The 12,355-nt window shown below is 47.2% G+C and carries 12 protein-coding genes; 8 read left to right on the forward strand and 4 right to left on the reverse strand.

Annotation, left to right across the window (positions count from 1 at the left end; all coding sequences use genetic code 11):
• Nucleotides 1–34: 34 nt before the first annotated feature.
• Nucleotides 35–190 (reverse strand): hypothetical protein, encoded by a 156-nt coding sequence (locus tag ETR37_RS19230; RefSeq protein ID WP_164978012.1) that lies wholly within the window; start codon nucleotides 188–190, stop codon nucleotides 35–37.
• 103 nt (nucleotides 191–293) lie between these two features.
• Complete coding sequence (gene nsrR, locus ETR37_RS15225; protein ID WP_011231230.1) at nucleotides 294–737, reverse strand: nitric oxide-sensing transcriptional repressor NsrR; 444 nt, start codon at nucleotides 735–737, stop codon at nucleotides 294–296.
• A 172-nt stretch (nucleotides 738–909) separates the two neighbouring features.
• Between nsrR and hmpA the strand changes: the two genes are divergently transcribed.
• The 8 genes from hmpA to ETR37_RS15265 all read left to right on the forward strand — a co-directional run bounded on the left by hmpA (nucleotide 910) and on the right by ETR37_RS15265 (nucleotide 9,685).
• A complete protein-coding gene (gene hmpA, locus ETR37_RS15230) occupies nucleotides 910–2,145 on the forward strand; it encodes an NO-inducible flavohemoprotein (RefSeq protein ID WP_020755391.1) in 1,236 nt (411 codons plus the stop codon).
• A 225-nt stretch (nucleotides 2,146–2,370) separates the two neighbouring features.
• Nucleotides 2,371–3,273, forward strand: a complete 903-nt coding sequence (purU, locus tag ETR37_RS15235; protein WP_013523764.1) for a formyltetrahydrofolate deformylase — start codon at nucleotides 2,371–2,373, stop codon at nucleotides 3,271–3,273.
• Between the two features lie 113 nt (nucleotides 3,274–3,386).
• Nucleotides 3,387–3,761 (forward strand): replication termination protein, encoded by a 375-nt coding sequence (locus ETR37_RS15240; RefSeq protein ID WP_011231227.1) that lies wholly within the window; start codon nucleotides 3,387–3,389, stop codon nucleotides 3,759–3,761.
• A gap of 126 nt (nucleotides 3,762–3,887) precedes the next feature.
• Complete coding sequence (locus ETR37_RS15245; RefSeq protein ID WP_015374868.1) at nucleotides 3,888–4,763, forward strand: ATP-binding protein; 876 nt, start codon at nucleotides 3,888–3,890, stop codon at nucleotides 4,761–4,763.
• A gap of 10 nt (nucleotides 4,764–4,773) precedes the next feature.
• The gene (locus tag ETR37_RS15250; protein WP_081132582.1) at nucleotides 4,774–6,678 is read left to right on the forward strand and encodes a nitric oxide reductase activation protein NorD; all 1,905 of its coding nucleotides are present in this window, start codon (nucleotides 4,774–4,776) and stop codon (nucleotides 6,676–6,678) included.
• Between the two features lie 17 nt (nucleotides 6,679–6,695).
• Complete coding sequence (locus tag ETR37_RS15255) at nucleotides 6,696–7,937, forward strand: DHH family phosphoesterase (protein ID WP_013523761.1); 1,242 nt, start codon at nucleotides 6,696–6,698, stop codon at nucleotides 7,935–7,937.
• Nucleotides 7,938–8,179: 242 nt separating this feature from the next.
• Nucleotides 8,180–8,374 (forward strand): hypothetical protein, encoded by a 195-nt coding sequence (locus tag ETR37_RS15260; RefSeq protein ID WP_011231223.1) that lies wholly within the window; start codon nucleotides 8,180–8,182, stop codon nucleotides 8,372–8,374.
• A 405-nt stretch (nucleotides 8,375–8,779) separates the two neighbouring features.
• Nucleotides 8,780–9,685, forward strand: a complete 906-nt coding sequence (locus ETR37_RS15265) for a tyrosine-type recombinase/integrase (RefSeq protein WP_129447483.1) — start codon at nucleotides 8,780–8,782, stop codon at nucleotides 9,683–9,685.
• Between the two features lie 40 nt (nucleotides 9,686–9,725).
• Here the strand turns inward: ETR37_RS15265 and ETR37_RS15270 are convergent, their stop codons facing one another.
• The gene (locus ETR37_RS15270; RefSeq protein ID WP_129447484.1) at nucleotides 9,726–11,186 is read right to left on the reverse strand and encodes a tyrosine-type recombinase/integrase; all 1,461 of its coding nucleotides are present in this window, start codon (nucleotides 11,184–11,186) and stop codon (nucleotides 9,726–9,728) included.
• Between the two features lie 195 nt (nucleotides 11,187–11,381).
• Entirely contained in the window at nucleotides 11,382–11,894 is a 513-nt protein-coding gene (locus tag ETR37_RS15275; RefSeq protein WP_129447485.1) for a hypothetical protein, read from the reverse strand.
• Nucleotides 11,895–12,355: the final 461 nt, after the last annotated feature.

Genomic DNA, 12,355 nt, shown 5'->3' on the forward strand with positions numbered 1-12,355 from the left:
CGGGGATCATTTCGGAATGTCACCCACAAATATTTTACTCACACGGATGTGATCGGCCGGTGCCGGACGTATTCATCCCGCCGCCCATGTTTGACGACTGGTTTCGTTTTTCCAACTGATGATCGTTCTTGCCGCCACATCCCGCGCAAAGGCCGAGCGCCAAGGTGCCAATCGCCGCAAAGGCCGCCATCGGTTTCGCATCATCCCGCGTCTTCCTTCCGTAGAGCGATGCTTAGTGATCGTGTGCCTGCCAAACGCCAAAAAACTCTCCAGCTTATAGCCAGAAAGTTTCCTCAACCGCGCCGCTCTTTCAATAAAGAACGAAGCGACGCTCGGTCTTCAAGCAAGTCGGCGAGCGTATACGCATCCAGCACACGCAAAAACGCCTCTAACGCCTCGTGAAGTGCGAAGCGAAGCCGACATACCGGCGTTAAGACGCACTCATTGCCGTGGGCGGCAAAACACTCGACAAGCGACAAGTTTTCCTCCGTTTCGCGAACAACCGCGCCGATGACAATCTCCGCGGGGCGTTTCGCAAGGCGGATTCCACCGTTGCGCCCACGGATCGTTTCAATGTAGCCGAGTTTGCCAAGCTCATAGACGATTTTGCTTAAATGATGCTCTGAAATGGAAAAGGCAGCGGCAATGTCTTTGATGTTTGTTTTTTCTTCTTCATCAAGCGCGCCTAAAAACAAGAGGACGCGCAAGGCGTATTCCGTATAGTTCGTCAACTGCATCGTGATTCACAACCTTTAAGCGACATTCTTGATCCCATTGTACCACACCTGATTCGAACGGAGAATTGTGAACAATTTATTAAAGATGTATTTGAAATATTGCTTTTTTCGCAGTGCTCATGGTTGAATAAAAGATGTATTAAAAATACATGTTTTACAAGGGGATGAAATCATGACAACGACAACGAAATTGCATCCAAAAACGATTGAAATTGTGAAATCAACGGTGCCTGTCTTGGAAACACATGGCGAACAAATTACGAAGCGGTTTTATGAACTCATGTTTTCCAATCATCCGGAACTGCTCCATATTTTCAACCACGCCAACCAAAAGCAAGGGCGGCAGCAACGCGCCTTGGCCGCAGCCGTGTATGCGGCAGCGCGCTATATCGACCAGCTTGATGCGATTTTGCCGGTTGTGCGGCAAATCGGCCATAAACACCGCAGCTTAGGAATCAAACCAGAACAATACCCGATCGTCGGAAAGCATTTGTTGCTGGCGATCAAAGACGTGCTCGGCGACGCCGCCACCGACGAAGTGATCACGGCTTGGGCGGAAGCATATGAAGCCATTGCGTCCGTTTTCATTCAAGTGGAAAAAGAGCTCTACGATGAGGCAGCGGCCAAACACGGAGGCTGGCGTGACTTTCGCCGATTTGTCGTCGTGAAAAAGGTGAAAGAAAGCGGCGTCATTACTTCGTTTTATTTGGAGCCGGAAGACGGCAAGGCCATCAGTGATTATTTGCCGGGTCAATACGTGAGCGTCAAACTGTCGATTCCGGGCGAGACGTATACGCATATTCGCCAATACAGCTTATCGGATGCACCTGGAAAAGGGTATTACCGCATCAGCGTCAAACGGGAAGCAGCTACAGCGGACAAGCCGGCCGGCATTGTTTCCAACTATTTGCATGATCATGTCCAAGAGGGCGACGTGCTCGAGCTTAGCGCTCCAGCCGGCGATTTTACGCTTGATTTGTCCAAAACGACGCCGGTTGTGTTCATCAGCGGCGGCGTCGGCATCACTCCGCTTTTGAGCATGGCGCATACGTTGGCCATCCGCCAACCGACCCGCCCAGCGGCGTTTTTGCATGCTGCTTTGAATGGCCGCGTGCACGCGTTTGACGAGGAGCTTCGGATGTTGGCGGAACGCCCGTCATTTTCTTATCATATTTGTTATGAGTCGCCATCCGACGAGGACCGCCGCCATCCACATTTTGGAAAAGAAGGGCGGATTGACCTTGCATGGATGCAATCCGTGATCCCGACGAAAGACGCAGACTTTTATTTCTGCGGCCCGGTGCCGTTTATGAAAACCGTCTATCGCGCTCTAAAACAATGGGGTGTGCCAGAGGAGCACATCCATTACGAATTTTTCGGCCCGGCCGGCGATTTGACGAAAGACTGAGAGAGGTTTTTCGCTTGCCAGGGGGCTGACCCCAAAGGGTCATTTTCCTTAACAAAACACAACATATTGTTTCTTAATGATTGTTTTATACCTATATACGGTAATAAGAAAGGGTGTCCCGATCCTTTTGGGACACCCTCCTTTTGTTATCTTCCCTGTTGGCAAGTTCATGAATTTTTTGTATGATGAATGGCAAGGAAAAGCAAGAAAAGGGAGAGACAACGCATGACGACATTTCGCCAACATCGCTGGCAATCATTTTTGCAAGGTTACGAGCAACGCGCTCGAATCCTTATTTCCTGCCCAGATCGCCCGGGCATCGTCGCGGCGGTGACGTCGTTTCTGTACGAACAAGGGGCGAATATCGTTGAATCGAGCCAATACTCGACTGACCCTGAGGGAGGGACGTTTTTTCTCCGCTTGGAGTTCGACTGTCCGAACATCGCCGAGCGAAAAGAAGAGATCGAAGCGGCGTTCGCCCCGATCGCTGCTGAATTTCAGATGCGTTGGCAGCTTCGGCTGCACAACGATATTCGGCGAATCGCGATTTTTGTCTCCAAAGCCGAGCATTGTCTGCTTGAACTTCTTTGGCAATGGCAGGCGGGAGAGCTGATCGCCGACATCGCCCTTGTCATCAGCAACCACCCCGACTTGCGCGAGACGGTCGAGTCGTTTGGCATCCCGTATGTGCATATTCCGGTGACGAAGGAAACGAAAGCGGACGCCGAAGCCGAACAAATCCGTCTGCTTCGTGACTATCAGATCGACACCATCGTGCTTGCCCGCTACATGCAAATTTTGTCGCCGGCGTTTGTCGCTGAATTCCCGGGACGGATCATCAACATCCACCACTCATTTTTGCCCGCCTTTATCGGCGCGCGTCCGTATGAGCGGGCGTATGAGCGCGGCGTCAAATTGATCGGCGCCACATCGCACTACGTCACCGACGATTTGGATGAAGGGCCGATCATTGAGCAGGACGTCGCCCGCGTGGATCACCGCCACCATCCGGACGACTTAAAGCGGATCGGCCGACTGATTGAAAAAACGGTGCTCGCCCGGGCGCTTCGGTGGCATTTGGAAGACCGGGTCATCATCCACGGAAACAAAACGATCGTGTTTTATTGAAACCAAGCGGGAGAGGATTTTTCCTTTCCCGCATGGTATAATGAAGACAAGCAGGATTTCGCCGCCCAAAGAGCGAAATTTCATCCGTAGGGAAGGAGGGAAAAAGCCTGCCTATGGGAGAAAAACGGACGCCCAGCGGTTTTCTGTTAAAACAACGTGCGTTTTTAAAATTGTATTTGATTACGCTCACCGAACAGGAGCGGCTCTACGGGCTGAAGCTGCTTGATGTATTGCGCCAAGAGTTCAAGCCGTTCGGCTACCGGCCGAACCACTCCGAAGTGTATAAGGCGCTGCACGATTTGATCGAAGACGGCATTTTAAAACAAGTGAAACAGAAAAAAGAGGGAATGAAGTACCAAGAAGTCGTCTACTATCGGTTCGCCGAGGGCGGACAGGAAAAGGCGAAGCTGTACAAACGCCAGCTCAAGGCGGAGCTTGATCGGTGCGCGGCGCTCATTCGCAAGGCGATTGAGGACAACTTCGGTTGAGAGCGCCTCGTTTTTTCTTTGTTATATTTACATAATATATTTATGGTCTAGTTCTTTTGTTTTGCGTCCCGCCGGGCGATCTAGTAGAATGAGAGGGGAAGATCGCCACAGAGAGGAAGTCAGAAGATGGGAACATGGCCGTTGACGGTCACGAAAGAAATGGAAAAGCGAAAAGAACTGTTCCGCCGCGATCCGGATCGCGCGTTGATTGGAGCGGGCGGGTACAAGGCGGCAGATGAGGCGATCGTGCACGATGCCGCCATTGCGCTCGCGCTTGGGAAAAACGTGCTCTTAAAAGGCCCGACCGGATCGGGAAAAACGCGGCTTGCTGAAACGTTGTCCGCTTTGTTTGGTCAACCGATGCACAGCATCAACTGTTCCGTGGACTTAGACGCCGAAGCATTGCTCGGTTTTAAGACGATCGTGCACAAAAACAGCCAGGCGGTGATCGAGTACGTGCCCGGACCCGTCATCCAGGCGATGACAAAAGGGCATTTGCTATACATTGACGAAATTAATATGGCGAAACCGGAAACGCTGCCGATTTTAAACAGCGTCCTTGACTACCGGCGGCGGCTCACCAATCCGCTGACTGGCGATGTCGTACAGGCGAAACCGACATTTGGCGTCATCGCCGCGATCAATGAAGGCTATATTGGCACCGTACCGCTCAATGAGGCGCTCAAAAACCGGTTTGTCGTCATCAATGTGCCGTATGTGCAAGGAGAAACATTAAAATCGGTATTGTTGGCGCAAACTACATTAACGGATGAAACGTTGATCGATCGTTTCGTCGCCCTGTCGGCGGATCTGCTTGCGCAGGTGCGAAACGGACAAATCGCCGAGGAAGCGGCTTCGGTGCGCGCTTTGTTGGATGCGTGCGATTTGGCGGCATACATGCCGCCATTGCGGGCCATTGAGCGAAGCATCGTCGATAAGCTTGACGATGAACGGGAACGGGCGGCGGTGCGCAACATCGCCGAAACGTGGTTTGACGAATAGGAGGCTCGGCATGGAGCGGTTTATGATGTTCAATGACCGAACGGTCGACTCGAGTTTGGTCATGCAGCTTTCTGACCTCGCCCAAACGCTCATGCGCCGCCGCGACGTTGCCATCCAGTTCGCCGCCCATTCCGGCGTGCATTGTGTCAAGCCGGTCGTTTACGTCAGCCATTTTTGGGATGGGTATCCACCATTGGAGCGAGAAACGGCAATGAAAAGCGACGTCGGCTTGCGCATCATCGGCACGTATCGGCACACCGACCGATTGGCGGTTCGCGCCTTCCGACATGCGGTGGAATCCCGACCGCTCTCCAAGCTTTCCAAACAGCTGTTTACATTCGCTGAAGATCTTCGCTTGGAAGCCGTCTGCGAGCGGGAACGTCCCGGGATGAAGCGATGGTTCCGCACGCGCCGCCGCATGTACCGCCGCTACTTCACTCAGCAATGGCAAGCAAACAGGACGCGCGGCGCTTGGGCTGATCAGTTTTTGGCGGGGATGTATTTGCGGCTCACGGCCGATTCGCCGCTTGATGATGCGCCGCTGGCTCCGATGGCGGATGAAGCGGTGCAGGCGCGCCTTGAAACGTTATGGCCGCAATTTTTTGATGCTTCCTCGACAGCCGAGGTGGCGGACTGGGCGTTCGCCGTTGTGGAACTGATGGAGGACGTGCTGCCTCATGATATGGTCAATGCCTATACATCGCTGCCAATCGTTGAGGATGGTGCGGACGAGAAAACGATGACGCTTCAAGATCTCAAACGGACCAACCCATTGGAAAACCGCGATGCCCTTCAAGAGGCGGATGGAGAGGCCAAGCGGCAAGTGCTGCCAACATGGCATCGGGAAACGAGCCGGGCGGGTGGAAGCTTTCTCCGCTTTGAGCTCGAACGAGGCAGCCGCACCGAGATCATCAGCGATGAGGCGAGGCCGGGTGAAGACGGCGATCAGGCTCTGGCCGTCGTGAAAGGAACGTCTCGGCCGACGGCGCGAAACGAGTATGGCCTGGAAGCGCAAGCATCCTTCAGCGAACAGCCGCCGATTGGAAACCGTGCGCCGTATGGCGAGGCCAACCGCCAAGCCGATCTTGTGCTTCTTCCTTCGTCGTCCAACCTCGCGCATCTTGAGCAATACCGCGCCAAACAGGCGGCGGTGGCGCCGTACCGAAAACGGCTTGTGCGCATCATGGAACAATGGCTTGAACACAAGCGCTCCGCTTGGCGCACGAACTTGCCCGTCGGTCGGCTGCGCAAACAATTGGTGTCGTTTTTCACGGATGAGCGGCCGCGCTTGTTTTACAAAAAAGGCGAGCCGACGCGGCGGTTTGATGCGGTCTTCGGCCTGCTTGTCGATTGCTCAGCTTCCATGCATGACAAAATGGAAGAGACGAAAACCGGGCTCGTTCTTTGCCATGAGGTGCTGAAAACGTTGCGCGTGCCGCACCAAATTGTCGGATTTTGGGAAGATGCGAACGAAGCAACCGCTTCGCGTCAGCCGAACTATTTGCAGATGGCGGTCTCATTCCATCGCTCGCTTGAGCCGTCGAGCGGCCCGGCGATCCTGCAGCTCGAGCCGCATGAAGATAATCGCGATGGATTGGCGATTCGCTGGATGACCGAACAGCTCCTCAAGCGCCCGGAAGCACAAAAAGTGCTGCTCGTCTTCTCTGACGGCGAACCCGCCGCGTACGGATATGAACAAAACGGCATCATCGATACGCACGAAGCAGTCGCCGAAGCGCGCCGCCGCGGCATTGAGGTCGTCAATCTCTTTTTAGGCCACGGGGCCGACGATGAGTCAACGCGGCGGACGATTGAAAACATCTATGGTCGCTTCCGCGTCTTTGTTCCGCATGTGAGCGAGTTGCCGGATCGGCTGTTGCCGCTCTTGAAAACGTGGTTGCAAAAAAGTTTGTGACAAAAAGGTGGGACCCCATGATCAAATTATTCACTGACAGCGATCTAGACGGCATCGGCTGCGGATTGCTCGCGAAGCTGGCGTTTGCCGAGGTGAACATTTCGTTTTGTTCCTATCGCAATTTGGATGAACGGGTCGTCCAATTCTTGCAAAGCGACGAGGCCAACGGCGCCATGTTGTTTATCACCGACTTGGCCGTCGGCAAGGAAGTGGAACAGCAACTCGCTGAACGGGCGGCGCGCGGCGGCCATGTGCAAGTGATCGACCACCACGTGACGGCGCTTCATTTCAATGACTACCCGTGGGGACAGGTGGTGCCGGTGAGGGATGATGGCAAAAAGACGTGCGCCACCTCGCTCTTTTACGACTATCTCGTCCGCGAGGGAAAACTCGCACCTAATGAAACGCTAGATGGGTTCGTCGAGCTCGTCCGCCAATACGACACGTGGGAATGGGAAGAGAATGGGAATTTGCAAGCGAAGCGGCTGAATGATTTGTTGACGATTTTCGGGCTTGACGGCTTTTGGGAGACGATGAGCGAGCGGCTCGCCTCCAGAGAACCGTTCTCCTTGACCGAGACGGAAGAGCTGCTTCTCGATATGGAAGAGAAGAAAATTCAGCGTTACATTCGGCAAAAGCAAAAACAGCTTGTTCAGCGCTGGCTTGGTGACTATTGCATCGGCGTCGTCTTTGCCGAGCGCCATTTGTCGGAATTGGGCAATGCGTTATCCAAGCGTTATCCTCATCTTGACTTGATCGCTTTAGTCAACATGGGGACGAAACATATTGGCTTTCGCACCATTCATGATGACGTCAACGTCGCTGAGTTTGCCCAGCAATTCGGTGGCGGCGGCCATCCCAAGGCGTCCGGCTGTTTGATCGATGATACAACATTTCCGCTGTTTGTCGTCGAGACGTTCCCGCTTCTGCCGGTATACGGTGATGCGGAACAAAACCAATTGAACAAAAAAGACGAGGCCGAAGGAGTGTTTTGGACAAATCACCATGGCCAATGGTGGCTGAGTCGCAAAACCGCTCAAGGTTGGAGCGTGTATGCCGATGGGGGAGAGACCCATACGTTCCCAGAGGAAATCGCCGGCGAACGCTGGCTGAAGCGGCAGTTTGCCGCTGGCCTTGCCCATGATGCAGCTGTGCTCGACTTTTTAAGCGTTCGGCTCGGACGAGACAAAGATGCCATTCAAGCCGACTATAAAGCGGCCGTCAAACAATACAAGCAACAAACCGGCATTGAATCATGATGCCGCCGCTGTGGACGGCACGGTCGTTCGGTATGGGTGGAGTGAACTCGGTGGCTGGCGGCTGACCATTCGGACAAAAGATGCGCAAAAAGAAAAAAGGTGTTCCGATCTCTTTTAGGAAGGATTGGGACACCTTTATTTGTTGCGGAAACGCCGAAGAGAAAATGTTAACATAATTGTAACAGTTTTTGTGTTTAGGAAAAACAGTCTTTGATTATAATAATAATAGGGAGGTGAAGACGGTGAAACAGTATGTCTTTTCCTTCTACACAGTCCAAGGGAAAACGATTGTGTGGGAAGAGGCCATTCCGGCATCTGGGATGATGGAAGCCTTTTCAAAAGCCCAACGGCTTCTGGTGAAGCATAAGCAAGAAAAAGGCGTGCCAGTTCGCGTTCGGTATAAAGGCGTCCGCTATCGTCAAACGGATATTGCCTAAACGAAAGGAGAAAGGATGAGATCATGCGGTCCCTGCAGCTGCCGACGCGCAGTGGGTAACGTGCAGCTTCTTGAATGAGAATCAAGAGGCTGCGCGTTTTTATTTTATTTTAGGTGGCGTGTCGATGGGCGTTTTTTTGTTTTGTCTCACTATTATGAGATTACTTGTTATCGAAACAGACTCTTTCATAACTTCTTATAATTTATATTATGTAAACTTAATGATTTCCGCACAAATGGAGGGTTTCTTCCCTCAAGTGCCCATAAAATCAATTATCCGGAACTTGTTAACCTAAGTTCCTCATAATTTTTTTGTGTCTACGAATTATCATTTTTTAAACGAATTATCATTTTATTTTTTACCGATTATCATCGGTCGTTGATTATCAACTGGAGGTGTTTTTTTATGTTGTTTCGACAAGCAATTGATGAATTTGTTTTGTACTTGCAAATTGAAAAAAACTATTCACTTAACACCGTTGATGGTTATGCGTATGATTTGAGATGTTTCGAGAACTTCTTAAGTCAACATGGTTATTCTGTACAACTTAATGATATTACAAAAACGCATGTTCGTCGCTTCATCCAGCATCAGATTACAAAAGAAAATGTCAAACCTAGAACTATCTATCGGAGAATTTCTTGTTTGAAATCGTTTAGTAAATACTGTGTCAAAGAAAATCTAATCGACAACGATTTTATGATCGGAATTGATACTCCTAAAACGGATAGTAAATTACCGACTTATATGTCTTTGTCTGAACTTCGAAAGCTGTTTCATTTTTTGGAGCAAGACAATAGCCGAATGGCGATGCGAAACCATCTTCTATTTAAACTGTTAGCCACTACGGGTATGCGAAGATCTGAAATTGTTGAACTAACTTGGGAACAAATTGATTTATCTAACAACACGATACGTATATATGGGAAAGGAAAAAAAGAGCGCTTACTCCCCCTTCATCCCATGGTTGTCCCATTAATTAAAAGCTATATGGGAAGTTTAGAAGAATATCAGCTCCATCCATCCCAACCAGTATTTTTAAATAAAAACGGTAAAAAACTGAATCCGCGTGGTTTACATAAGATATTTAAGGAAATCTTACAAAAAGCAGGTCTGCCACCTCAACGGTTCTCACTCCATCATTTACGGCATACGTTTGCTACCTTGTTGATACAAGAAAATAAAGAAAATGTTGATTTGCGTACCGTACAAGAACTACTCGGTCATGAAAGTTTAGTCACGACGCAAGTGTATACACATGTGGATTTTGAGCAAAAGAAAAAAGCAATTGAAACATTTAACATATTTTGAAACCTGCTTAGTACGGAAAATAACTACCCTAGCTGGGTAGTTATTTTCCCGTGTGAATATGAGTTGGCGGATACAAAGGTACTGGTTGCGTGAGATCGTACGGCATTGGGTACATTCCATGAGTTTGCTGATAAGGCATTGGAGCATGTGCAAAATACCCCTGCTGCGCCATCACAATCTGATTATAAAGTTCTGGTGCTTTAAATGTGAAATAATCAGAATGATTATTCCCTGATTCCTTAAGTATTTTTTGCTGTAATGCTGTAAATGCATACTTTACGAGATGTTCTTTAAACAGATTGATGTAATTTTTGTTTTTCAATTGATTCCTAAATACATTAGGAATTTCATCATAAATTTCTTCTAAGTTTAGAGTGATATTGTAATTCGACTCAAGTTCCATCGCAGTTTCAAAAAGAGTTTCGATTATTACTTGAGCCGCTCGAATTTCTTTAATATACTTTGCATCGCTTAAAATGTAATGTTGAAGAGCGCCTAACTCATATCTGGAATGGCCAAGCAGAAAGCGTATAGCATCATCTGAGACCCCCATTTCATGAAACAAAGTAGAAAGAGTGTATCTGAGTCCATGTGGCGTGAAATGTTTCTCGGTTTTATGGACTGTTTTTGTCCCTATTCTTCCTTTCTTCCCTTTTACGTTGTTATGATCCGCATTTTCAGAGTTTTCGTATTCTACTTTCATCCATCCAAGATGTTCGCATACTTTATTAATTATATAATTCATTTGCTTGTTAACGAGCGGTTTCCCTCTTAAACCGTATAGGAGCGCATCCTCTGGTTTCATATGTTCTGTGTATTTGATGAGTAATTGCATCAGTTTAGGTGGCAATGGAATAAAGAAATCTTTGTTTTTGCTGTTCGGTGAATTGTCAGTGTGGTTATCCCCTTCCTCTTCTAGATATTGGTCAAGTAGTTTGTCTTCTTTTACTCGATCTTTTTTTGGATCAAACTCGTAAACTAACCCGTTCATAGTTGTTGAAACGGAACGAACTGTTAGTTTCTCAAGTGATGTGACACGAAGAGCTGTAAACATATCTACAAGGACTGGAATTAATACATTAACACCGTTTTCTTGTAGCTCGAACGCAGCTTTATAAACTTGGTATAATTCAACGATATTTAATGCTCTGGAATGATGTTTTGGTTTATTAGCATTTACTACTTTTAAAGCTGAGAATGGGTTCCCAGTGATTACTCCTAGTTGGTTATAATATGAGAACATGGATTGCATCGTTCCTTTGTGTTGTTTGATAGATACCGGACTATATCGTTTTCGTTGATCATTTTCCCATTTTTTCACAAATTCGTAATCGATATTTTTAAAAACCGGTTCTAATCCTTGTTTTAACATATAATCTGATAGATTAATTACATTTTTTCGATAGCTACGTCTAGTATTCTTCGACCAAGGTTGGCTCTTTTCGAATTCATTAAAGCCTTCAAGAAGTGTAGATTCAGGTGTAATTGTTGTTTTTTTCATCATCTGTTACCCCCGTATTAAAGTTTTTCTCTAAAACGCAAAAAAACCCCAAGCTAAACACCACTACTTATGCGTGTATATACACATAAGTAGCGCTGTAAAGCATGGGGTTTTCCCTTGTCGTATATTAAGTTATTTATTTGCTTCCCATTTTATCAGATTATGATGAAAAGTCAACAGCTATTTTGCAAAATTTTATAGATTCGTTTCTTTTTCAGCTAAATATTTTTGTAAATCATCTGTAACGGATAGTGTATTTAACGCTCGTTTAATTAAAGCATCAATGAGCCAATCCTGCTGAACGTTCAATAATAACTTTTGCAAAGCTTTTACCTGAGCCCAAATTGCTTTGGAAGGCTTATATAATTTTGCTTTTTCTCTTTCAGCATTCATATATTCACGGACTTCAGAAAAAAGACGTTCTAAACCCGACTTATCAACTACTTCTGATTTCATCTCCCGTTTTCTGTGTACATTGTATATTCTATCGCTTAACCGTTTGTTCAGTGCTTTGGCAGAAGTGGCGAAATACATCCCATCTTTATTTTGGGTAATTCCAGCGTTACTTAGTTTGTTTTCTAAATCTGTGAGTCGAATTCCGCTTTTCGCTGCAATCTCCTCTTTTGTGATCCCTTGATTTAATACATCAAGTACGTCTTTTATATGCATGTCTTTGGTTATGTTTAACTTTTCGTTTGGCTTTTCCATAGTTAATCATTAAATTCTCCTTTCTGTAATATTGAATGGATATTAATTTTAAAACATTATATCTTTACTTTTTTTCCATTTTAACCTTAGTGCAGAATTAATTTAGAATTAGCTAAAAATTATTTTTAATTGTACTTGCGCTAATCTTTAATTACGATTAATCAGTCGAGATGATTAGACTAATCTAATTTATTAACTAGACTAACCTAATTTATCAATTAAATTAATCTGGTTTGCCAATTAGATTAATCTAATTTGCCATTTAGATTAGTTTAATTTACTATTTTAATTTAGAATGAATATGGTGCTCATAGATATAGATGATTCTCATAGGTACAATTGGGTATATCTAGAAGATACCCAATTGTACCTATGAACCAATTCATAGGCCTGTATTGTAACAATTCAGTACTATGAAGCTCACATTTCGCACCCTAACAAGGTCAAAACAAAGGATTTTT

This window comes from Geobacillus sp. PK12, from assembly GCF_004123125.1.
In the GTDB taxonomy this organism is placed as follows: Bacteria; Bacillota; Bacilli; order Bacillales; family Anoxybacillaceae; genus Geobacillus; species Geobacillus zalihae.

Coding starts and splice junctions, on each gene's coding strand:
- ETR37_RS19230 (WP_164978012.1), bottom strand. CDS start 190: ATGGCGGCCTTTGCGGCGATTGGCACCTTGGCGCTCGGCCTTTGCGCG.
- nsrR (WP_011231230.1), bottom strand. CDS start 737: ATGCAGTTGACGAACTATACGGAATACGCCTTGCGCGTCCTCTTGTTT.
- hmpA (WP_020755391.1), top strand. CDS start 910: ATGACAACGACAACGAAATTGCATCCAAAAACGATTGAAATTGTGAAA.
- purU (WP_013523764.1), top strand. CDS start 2,371: ATGACGACATTTCGCCAACATCGCTGGCAATCATTTTTGCAAGGTTAC.
- ETR37_RS15240 (WP_011231227.1), top strand. CDS start 3,387: ATGGGAGAAAAACGGACGCCCAGCGGTTTTCTGTTAAAACAACGTGCG.
- ETR37_RS15245 (WP_015374868.1), top strand. CDS start 3,888: ATGGGAACATGGCCGTTGACGGTCACGAAAGAAATGGAAAAGCGAAAA.
- ETR37_RS15250 (WP_081132582.1), top strand. CDS start 4,774: ATGGAGCGGTTTATGATGTTCAATGACCGAACGGTCGACTCGAGTTTG.
- ETR37_RS15255 (WP_013523761.1), top strand. CDS start 6,696: ATGATCAAATTATTCACTGACAGCGATCTAGACGGCATCGGCTGCGGA.
- ETR37_RS15265 (WP_129447483.1), top strand. CDS start 8,780: ATGTTGTTTCGACAAGCAATTGATGAATTTGTTTTGTACTTGCAAATT.
- ETR37_RS15270 (WP_129447484.1), bottom strand. CDS start 11,186: ATGAAAAAAACAACAATTACACCTGAATCTACACTTCTTGAAGGCTTT.
- ETR37_RS15275 (WP_129447485.1), bottom strand. CDS start 11,894: ATGGAAAAGCCAAACGAAAAGTTAAACATAACCAAAGACATGCATATA.